General features: G+C 66.1%; 8 protein-coding genes. 7 read left to right on the top strand and 1 reads right to left on the bottom strand.

What is annotated here, in order from left to right; translation table 11 throughout:
• The 5 genes from KH616_RS19415 to KH616_RS19395 form a co-directional block, all read left to right on the top strand.
• A partial coding sequence (locus KH616_RS19415; RefSeq protein ID WP_292249764.1) for a methyl-accepting chemotaxis protein occupies positions 1-650 on the top strand: 650 nt, incomplete at its 5' end.
• Positions 647-1201 (top strand): hypothetical protein, encoded by a 555-nt coding sequence (locus tag KH616_RS19410; protein WP_292249763.1) that lies wholly within the window; start codon positions 647-649, stop codon positions 1199-1201. The genes KH616_RS19415 and KH616_RS19410, both read left to right, overlap by 4 nt.
• A gap of 29 nt (positions 1202-1230) precedes the next feature.
• On the top strand, positions 1231-2178 hold the full coding sequence (locus tag KH616_RS19405) for a chemotaxis protein CheX (RefSeq protein ID WP_292249762.1): 948 nt from the start codon (positions 1231-1233) through the stop codon (positions 2176-2178).
• 20 nt (positions 2179-2198) lie between these two features.
• Positions 2199-2564 carry a response regulator gene (locus tag KH616_RS19400; protein ID WP_292249761.1) on the top strand — a complete coding sequence of 122 codons (366 nt, stop codon included), beginning with the start codon at positions 2199-2201 and terminating at the stop codon, positions 2562-2564.
• Between the two features lie 148 nt (positions 2565-2712).
• Positions 2713-3507: an enoyl-CoA hydratase gene (locus KH616_RS19395; protein ID WP_292249760.1), complete on the top strand. Its 795-nt coding sequence runs from the start codon at positions 2713-2715 to the stop codon at positions 3505-3507.
• An 83-nt stretch (positions 3508-3590) separates the two neighbouring features.
• Here KH616_RS19395 and alr read toward each other — a convergent pair whose 3' ends face one another.
• Entirely contained in the window at positions 3591-4715 is a 1125-nt protein-coding gene (gene alr, locus KH616_RS19390; protein WP_292249759.1) for an alanine racemase, read from the bottom strand.
• A 308-nt stretch (positions 4716-5023) separates the two neighbouring features.
• On the opposite strand from alr, the gene KH616_RS19385 reads away from it, so the two are divergent.
• Both KH616_RS19385 and KH616_RS19380 read left to right on the top strand, forming a co-directional pair.
• On the top strand, positions 5024-5395 hold the full coding sequence (locus KH616_RS19385; RefSeq protein ID WP_292249758.1) for an MAPEG family protein: 372 nt from the start codon (positions 5024-5026) through the stop codon (positions 5393-5395).
• Between the two features lie 375 nt (positions 5396-5770).
• A partial coding sequence (locus KH616_RS19380) for an aspartate aminotransferase family protein (protein WP_292249757.1) occupies positions 5771-6807 on the top strand: 1037 nt, incomplete at its 3' end.

The raw sequence follows: 6807 nt of genomic DNA, 5'->3' as shown, positions 1-6807 counted from the left end.
CGCGGCGCGCGGCGCAGTTGCGCGAAGAAATGGATGCGTTGCGCGATGCGCGGGTGCGGGCCGAGCGGCAAGCGAATGACGAAGCGGCGGCACGCAGCGCGGAAGCCGAAACGTGGTCGCACAGCGAGGCGCGACTCGTCGATTCGGCTGCGCGGCATTCGGCCGATGCCGACGCACAGCGCGATGCGCTGCAGGCGGCGCTGGCCGAGCGGAACGCGCTCGCGGGGCAGGTGGCGGCCATTGCGCACGAGGCGGCGCGCCTGCGCGGGCTGGCCGGCACGTTCGAGCGCTGGCACGAACAGATGATCTCGCTGACGGCGCAGAACCAGGACATGCGCGCGAAAAACCAGGAACTGTCGGCGATTGTCGCGCACGTGTCGATCGTGTCGCTGAACGCGTCGATCGAGGCGGCGCGTGCGGGCACGGCCGGGCGCGGATTCTCGATTGTCGCGAGCGAAGTGCGCGCACTGGCGGCGCGCTCGCAGCAGCTGTCGAACAGTTACCGCGACAGTCTGAACCGCAACGATCTCGTCACCGCGGCGACGTTTCAGGACATTCAGGCGGGCGGCAAGATGATCACGGCCGCGTTGAGCACGGTCGAGACGCTGGCGGAACAGCTGCACGCGAAACTTGAAGGAGTGGCGGCGTGATCAGCCAGGACGCGAAGGCGAGCTTCGAGCGGATCTTCTTTCATGCGGCGCGCACGCGGCTCGCTGCCGGCAATGGGATCTGCGAAATCGCGCCGGCCGCCGTGGCCGACGAACCTTCGGGCAAGCAGCGGAATACGCGCGTCCGCGACGCGGATGTCGCCGTGCTGACGATCTCGGCACTGCCTTTCCGCCTGTTGCTCACGCTGACATTTCGCGATGACGACGCCACTCGCGATTACTTTGCCGCGACCACCCAGCAGCCGCTGCAGGAAGCCTTCATGGAAGTCGCAAACCTCTGCTGCGGCGCGATGAACCAGGCGCTGATCGAGTACTTCCCGGATCTGGGCATGTCGACGCCGTACCTGCTGGGCGCGGCGAGCATCGGCTATCTGCGTGCGCTCGCGCCGGCTCATCTCGCGGCGTACGACGTAACGCTCGGCGAAACCGTGCGCGTGGGGGCGACGCTGTGCATCTGCGCCAATGCGCCGATCGATTTCCATGCCCGCGACATGACGGCGATGGAGACGGGCGGCGAGCTTGAACTCTTTTGACTGAATCCGAATGCAAGGAACACGCGGACATGACCGAAGGTAAACCCGTCAGCAAGGTGCTGGTGCTGGATGACAGTCCCGCGCATGCGGACGCGATCAAGCGCTTCTGCGACGATCACAACCTGATCGGCCTGAAGGTGCGCCGCAACCGGCTGTTGCAGGTGTTGAGCTCGAACATCGATCTCGGCGCGATCCTGCTGGCTGAGCAGTATGGCGGTTCACCGGCCGAAAGTGCGATCGTCGCGATACAGATCGCCGCGTTGCGCCCCGAGTTGCCGATCATCCTGCGCCGCGACACGCAGGCCGCCATCGACGGCTTGTCGGATGCACTCGCGCGCGTCGTGTGCGCGACCTACATCGCGAGCGACATGACGCCGCTGCGGCGCGTGATCGACGAATACATCTTCAGTTTCGACTACCCCAACGCACTGGTGCGCGGTATCTCGGAGATCACGGAGGCGCGGCTCGACAGCCTGTTTCCGGGCAGGACGATCCGCCGCGAGACGCCGTGCATCGTTCGCGACCAGATCATCTTCGGCGAAGTGTTCAGCCTGATCGCGCTCGAAAGCGCGTGGTGCCGCGGCTACATGCTGCTGCAGACGAGCGAGCAGCCATTGCTCGACATGATCGGCTGCGGCGATGCGCCGGATTTTCGCGATCTGAACGGCGTGCTCGGCGAGTTGACCAACCTCGTCTGGGGGGCATTCAAGAACCGCTACCTCGGCGACGCGGAAGCGCTCTCGCGGCATCCCGTTCAGGTGCCTTTGCTCGTCAATCACAAGCGGAAATACATTTCGTTCGGTGGCGAATATCCGCAGCTGTGCTTCAAGTACTGGATGACCGACCCGGCATCGGGCAAGTCGGTCTGCATCGATCAGCGCTTCGTGTTCAGCCTGAGCTGGTCGCCGGAGGATTTCCGCGAATCGGTGCAGGACGTCGGGCCGATGGTCGAGTCGGGCGAACTCGAATTGTTTTGAAATAGAAGGGGGAATACATCATGGCGAAAATTCTGGTGGTCGACGATTCGGGCACGGTGCGCGACGAAGTCGCGGGCTTCCTGCGCAACCATGGGCTGGACGTCGCGACCGCGGTCGACGGTAAGGACGGGCTCGCGAAGCTCAAGGCGACGCCGGGCATCCGGCTCGTGATCAGCGACGTCAACATGCCGAACATGGACGGCCTGACGATGGTCGAGAAGATCCGCGGCGAGCTTGCGAACACGGCGGTCAATGTCGTGATGCTGACGACCGAAAGCAGCCCGGCGATGAAGGAGCGCGGCAAGGCGGCCGGTGTCAAGGGCTGGATCGTCAAGCCGTTCAAGGGCGACGCGGTGCTTGACGCGCTGAAGAAGCTGGCGGCCTGACACGCGTATCGCTCGACGCCGCCGGTGCGGCCAGCGTCGCGGGCGGGTGAATTCCCGGGATCGCGGCGATGTGCTATATGCAAGGACAGAACGATACGCGCGCACCGCACGCCGTGCGGCAGCGCCGCCACCTTTCTGGAGGAGCATCATGGAACCGCATCACGCCGCATCCGAACCCATCCTGCTGCGCGACGACCGCGACGGCGTCGTCACCCTGCGGCTGAATCGCCCGCAGCAGTTCAACGCCTTGTCCGAAGCCATGCTGGCCGCCCTGCGGGAAGCATTTGAATCGCTCGCGGCCGATCCGCACGTGCGCTGTGTCGTGCTCGCCGGCGAGGGCAAGGCGTTCTGCGCCGGTCACGACCTGCGCGAAATGCGCGGCAAGCCCGACCTCGACAGCTATCGCACGCTGTTCGCGCAGTGCAGCCGCGTGATGCTCGCGATCCGCGCGTTGCCGGTGCCGGTGATCGCGCGCGTGCACGGCATCGCGACGGCTGCGGGTTGCCAGCTCGTTGCCGCGTGCGATCTCGCGATCGCTGCGGATACCGCCCGGTTCGCGGTGTCGGGGATCAACGTCGGGCTGTTCTTCTCGACGCCCGCAGTGGCGTTGAGCCGCAACGTATCGGCGAAGCGCGCATTCGACATGCTCGTCACGGGACGTTTCCTCGATGCCGCAACGGCGGTCGAGTGGGGGCTCGTCAACGAGGCGGTGCCGGAGGACGCGCTCGATGCGGCGATCGTTCGCAAGGTCGGCGAGATCGTCGCGAAGAGCCCGGCCGCCGTGCGATATGGGAAGACCATGTTCTATCGGCAGCGCGAGATGACGGCCGACGAAGCGTATGCGTATGCCGGCGATGTCATGGCGCAAAACATGATGGAAGCCGATGCCTGCGAGGGCATCGACGCATTCCTGGAGAAGCGGCCCGCTCGCTGGCGCACGTGACGGGCGGCGCCGGGCGTGGAGCCGGCAGTCGCGGTCGTGCCGGGCCGCCGCATCGTTTCGTTTCGCGGCGGCGGTGCATGGATTTACCGGCCGCCGCTGCCTGTGCGCAACGAGGCAGCCTGCGCCGCCGATGCGCCGGACGGCTCGACCACGACCGGCACGCGGCGGGCGAGCGCGCACATCAGCTCGTAGCCGATCGTGCCGCTGGCCTCCGCCACATCGTCGACCTTCACCTGATCGCCCCACAGCTCGACGCTCGAGCCGATGCCCGCATTCGGGCAGGGCGTGAGGTCGACGGTCAGCATGTCCATCGACACGCGGCCGACCACGCGCGTCAGCACGCCGTCGACGGCGATCGGCGTGCCGGCCGGCGCGTGGCGCGGATAGCCGTCGGCATAGCCGCACGCGACGACGCCGATACGCATCGGCTGCTCGACGGTGAACCTGCGGCCGTATCCGACCGTTTCCTGCGGCGTGAGTGTCTGCACACCGATGATCTTGCTCGTCAGCGTCATTGCGGCCCGCAGCGGCACGTCGGCGATGTGTCGCGATGCGCCGGTCGGCGATGCGCCATACAGGATCGTGCCGGGGCGCACCCAGTCGCGGTGCGCGCGCGGATGCCACAGCACCGCGGCCGAGTTCGACAGCGAGCGCTCGCCGGGAATGCCGTCGGCCGCGGCATCGAATTGCTCGAGTTGCCAATCGATCTCGCCGTCGTCGGCATTGGCGAAGTGGGTCATCAACGTGATCTTGCCGATCGACGGCGCGCCCGCGGCGCGCTCCCATGCGGCGCGAAACGCAGCGGGCCGGAAGCCGAGCCGGTTCATGCCGGAATTCATCTTGAGCTGGATATCGATCGGTTGCCGTGGCTTCGCGGCGATCAGCAGGTCGAGCTGTTCGTCGCAGTGAACCGCGACAGTCAGGCGATGGTGCTCGACCAGCGCCACGTCGGCGGCCTCGAAGATGCCCTCGAGCAGCAGCACCGGCTTGTCCCAGCCGAGCTCGCGCACGCGCACGGCCTCGTCGAGGTCGAGCAGCGCGATGCCGTCCGCCGGCGCGAGGCCCGGATAGATCCGCTCGATGCCGTGGCCGTATGCGTTGGCCTTGATCACCGCCCAGATTCGGGATTGCGCAACGATCCCGCGGATGAATTCGAGGTTGTGGCGAACGGCGTCGGGACGGATGTGGGCGACGATGGGACGAGGCATGGCGGTTCTGTGTGTCGGGTGTCGTTCGAAGCGCTGCGGCGTGAGGCGCACTGCGCGGGCTGACTCGTCGCGCGATGACGTCGAACCAGTGTTGGGCGCTATGGTATTGGTGATCCACCAGTTTTAATTAACGTATTTGTCGCGAATTTGGTGGAAATTTTTGCGTCACGACCGGGCCGCCGCGACGTGCGACAGGCACGTGCAGCCGAGTGCGCCATCTAGAAAACCGGTGCGCGAACCGCGCTGCGCAATGCTAAGCTTGCTGCGATTGTGTCATTGAACGATGTAAGCCAAGAGAGGGGATGCGGATGACTACGTCCGAGCTGTGTCTGTTCATCGTCGCGGTGATGCCGTTTCCATTGACGATTCTCGCGAAGGCGAGGAAGGGGTACGACAATCGCGCGCCGCGCGCGTATCTCGCGAAACTCGAAGGCTGGCGCGCTCGCGCGGCGGCCGCGCACCAGAATGCGTGGGAAGCGCTGGCATTGTTTACCGCGGGCCTCGTCATCGCATGGCATGCGGGCGCGGATCCGCATCGGGTCGACCAGCTCGCGATCGCGTTCGTCGCGATTCGCGTCGTCTATACGCTGATGTACCTGATCAACTGGGCGACGCTGCGCTCGCTCGTGTGGTTTGGCGGCATGGCCTGCGTCGCCGGGCTGTTCTTCGCCGGCACGTGACGCGTGGGCGCCCGACGCGGCGCGATGGCAACGGGCGTTCGCTGCAAGCGCCGCCGTTCTGCTTGGGACGGCGGCGTTGTTTTTTTGCGTGACCGATGCCGCGTGCCGCGAGGCGCTTGCTGCCGGTTTGCGTGTGCTGCGCGTGTGTGACGCGCACCCGCTGGATGGGTTTCCGGAAGAAAGGGGGCCCGCGCGGACGGTGCGATTTTCGTGTTGCCGATGTTGACAACATATGTTGTGGCAATGTTTAATTCGCGCATCGTGTGTTGATGCGCGCGTCACATGCTGCCGCCGTCCGGCTTGCAGATTGTTGGGCGGGCCCGTGGCAGGCGAGCCGCCGGCGCTACACACGCATCCCGATTCCCGAGGCAACCTATGACCGCAGTTTTCCATCGCGCACCCCGCGCGACCTTGCCTGTCGCCGTCGCGGGCGACGGCATCGAGATTGTCGATTCGACCGGCAAGCGATACATCGATGCGTGCGGCGGCGCGGCCGTGTCGTGTCTTGGGCACAGCAATCCGCGCGTGATCGACGCGATCAAGCGCCAGGCGCAACAGCTGCCGTACGCACACACGTCATTCTTTACGACCGAAGCGGCCGAGGCGCTGGCTGACCGGCTCGTCGCCGCCGCGCCGGCGGGGCTCGAGCACGTCTATTTCGTGTCGGGCGGCTCCGAGGCGATCGAGGCGGCCCTCAAGCTGGCACGCCAGTATTTTGTCGAGAAGGGCGAGCCGCAGCGGCGGCATTTCATCGCGCGGCGGCAGAGCTATCACGGCAACACGCTCGGCGCGCTGGCGATCGGCGGCAACGCCTGGCGGCGCGAGCCGTTCCTGCCGATCCTGATCGAAGCGCATCACGTGAGCCCGTGCTATGCGTATCGCGAGCAGCGCGCCGACGAAACCGAGGAAGCGTTTGCGCAGCGCCTCGCCGACGAGCTCGAGCAGAAGATTCTCGAACTCGGCGCGGAGAACGTTGCCGCGTTCGTCGCGGAAACCGTGGTCGGCGCGACAGCCGGCGCGGTGCCGCCGGTACGCACGTATTTGCAGCGGATTCGCGCCGTGTGCGACAAGTACGGCGTGCTGCTGATTCTCGACGAGATCATGTCGGGGATGGGGCGTACCGGTTACCTGTTCGCATGCGAGGAGGACGGTGTCGCGCCGGATCTGCTGACGATCGCGAAGGGGCTGGGCGCCGGGTATCAGCCGATCGGCGCGACGCTTGTCAGCGACCGGATCTACCAGGCGATCGTCGGCGGCTCGGGTTTCTTCCAGCACGGCCACACGTATCTCGGTCATGCGACCGCATGCGCGGCGGCGCTCGAAGTGCAGCGCGTGATCGAGGAGGCGCGCCTGCTCGACAACGTGATGGCGCGCGGCGAGCAATTGCGCGGTTTGTTGCGCGAGCGTTACGC

Source organism: Burkholderia sp. (assembly GCF_018375725.1).
Classification (GTDB): Bacteria; Pseudomonadota; Gammaproteobacteria; order Burkholderiales; family Burkholderiaceae; genus Burkholderia.
Note: the sequence above shows the minus strand (reverse complement) of the source record. Positions and strands in the feature narration are given on the sequence as shown.